Below are 2,100 nucleotides of genomic sequence, written 5' to 3' on the forward strand. Positions count from 1 at the left end.
GGACGACGATGACCGGACCCGAAATCTATTCCCCACCCCATCGCCGTGCGATTGACCTCATCCCGCACGACGCACGCGCGGAATTGCGCACCAATTACTTGCCCGATGAGGGGTCGGAATTGCGCGTGTTGGCAATGATCGAGCGGGTGGAGCGCCAGATTCGCGACGTTGGATCGGAGGTGACGATCCGCACGGTTTGGCTGGGACACGGCCATGTCATTTTATCATATTAAGACATGGCGCCACAGTCACCCATCGTTGGCAGGCTCTATGGCGCTAGCGGCAGGGGGCACGCGCAGTCGCCGCCACATCTAGGGGAGGGGCGAGAATGAGCCCAAGAAATTTGGCAGTGAACCGCCCAAACACCGTACGGACCATGGCGGTGGTTATTGGCCTCACGTTTTTTGGTACGATGGCGTTGGCGTTTAGTGCCATCATGGTGTTTGGCATCTAGCGCTCGCTCGCTGCTTTATCCCAACCAGTCAACCATGCCTCAGCTGCTATGGGTGGTGCATCGGTCGGCGCAATCCGAGGGGCCGCCGGCGACTAATAAAGCCACATGACAAAGCTAACTCTAGTCGCAAGCAACCAAGGCTCTGGGCGCGACGTTGCCGCTGCACATCGCAAGGCAAGAACCAATGTCCACGCCTTCTCCAACTCACCCCTCCGCCCGCACAGGACTTGGGCCTCTCGCACTGGTCGTTGTCATGGCAGCGGGATTGATGCTTAGCGGTTGCAATACGACGGCCGGCGCAGGCCAAGATCTAAAAGCTACTGGGTCCGCCGTCACACATGGCGCTGAGGACGTGAAGTCGAAATTTTAGCCGCGACCGATAACTAGAAACTGCAAACGCGCCCTATCGCATCTTCGGATCTAAATTCCAGTGGGCCGGCCGCCACGTCGACAGCACTCCAGTGGTCACATATCCGTAGGCATCTACGAACTCGGCAATGCCAATGATCGTTATTCAGCTTGCGCGACGCCCTTTGGCACTCGCTGGAGGGTAGTTTGCAACAACGCGATGACTGGCACCTTACCGACGAGTTAGACTACGAGCATGGTCGGGGCGATCCTTTCGCAGCCGCAGTGCGCGCTACGCGAATGCCCATGGTCATTACTGACCCTGCGCAAAGCGATAATCCAATCGTCTTCTGCAATGTGGCTTTTCAAAAGCTGGCTGGCTACTCCCGCGAGGAGATCATCGGCAAGAACTGTCGATTTCTACAGGGGCCTGACACTGACCCTGCGACAGTAGCAAAGATCCGAGATGCGATCAGAGGTGGCCGCGCGATAGATGTGGACCTTCTCAACTACCGCAAGGATGGAACCATATTCTGGAACGCACTGTACTTGTCTCCCGTAAGGGATAAGGCAGGTGTGATCCGTTTCTTTTTCGCTTCACAGCTTGATGTGACCGATCGGGTAAAAGCGCAAAGCATTATCAATGAGCAGAAAGCGCTAGTCGAGCTAGAAGTGGAGCGGCGCACTGCGGACTTGCGTGCCGCCCTTGATGCTAAGACGATCCTTCTACACGAAGTTGATCACCGCGTGAAGAACAACCTCACGATGACTGGTTCGTTGCTGCGGCTCCAGGCTCGCACGATCGACGATCCAGTAATTACCGCGAAACTTACTTCGATGTTGGAGCGTGTGGATGCACTCGCCGTAGTTCATCGTCAGCTTTACCAATCCTCCGACATTGCACGTTTTGACATCGGTAGCTTTGGTGATGGTCTTGCCCGGGACGTGGTGGGGTTAAGCGGTCGAACTGACATCACGCTGGCCATTAAGGCACAGCCGTTATTCGTAAATTCGGCGCATGCATCAGCTCTTGGGTTGATCCTGAACGAGATACTCACCAATGCGATCAAGCATGCTTTCGCGGATGGTCGGCCGGGAAGCCTCACCCTCTTGGTTGAAGGTAGTGACAATCGTGGGACAATTCGGATCTGCGACAATGGCCCTGGTATGCCGTCAAGCAAGCGCTCCAAGAGCATAGGGCTCTCCCTCATTGCGCGTTTGGCGCAGCAGGCGAAGGCAGAGGCCACCTAGACCGTAAGCGCTGCTCTGAGACCCTTTTCCGTCGATCAGGTGGCGTC

The 2,100-nt window shown here is 56.3% G+C and carries 2 protein-coding genes; both read left to right on the forward strand.

Going from position 1 to position 2,100, the window contains the following annotated elements; genetic code table 11:
- On the forward strand, positions 1-233 hold a 233-nt coding region (locus tag GSQ76_RS29775), incomplete at its 5' end, for a hypothetical protein (protein WP_216851355.1).
- Between the two features lie 776 nt (positions 234-1,009).
- A complete protein-coding gene (locus tag GSQ76_RS29780) occupies positions 1,010-2,053 on the forward strand; it encodes a PAS domain-containing protein (protein ID WP_158747710.1) in 1,044 nt (347 codons plus the stop codon).
- The last annotated feature ends 47 nt before the right edge of the window (positions 2,054-2,100 follow it).

It is taken from the genome of Acidisphaera sp. L21, from assembly GCF_009765685.1.
Taxonomy (GTDB): Bacteria; Pseudomonadota; Alphaproteobacteria; order Acetobacterales; family Acetobacteraceae; genus LMUY01.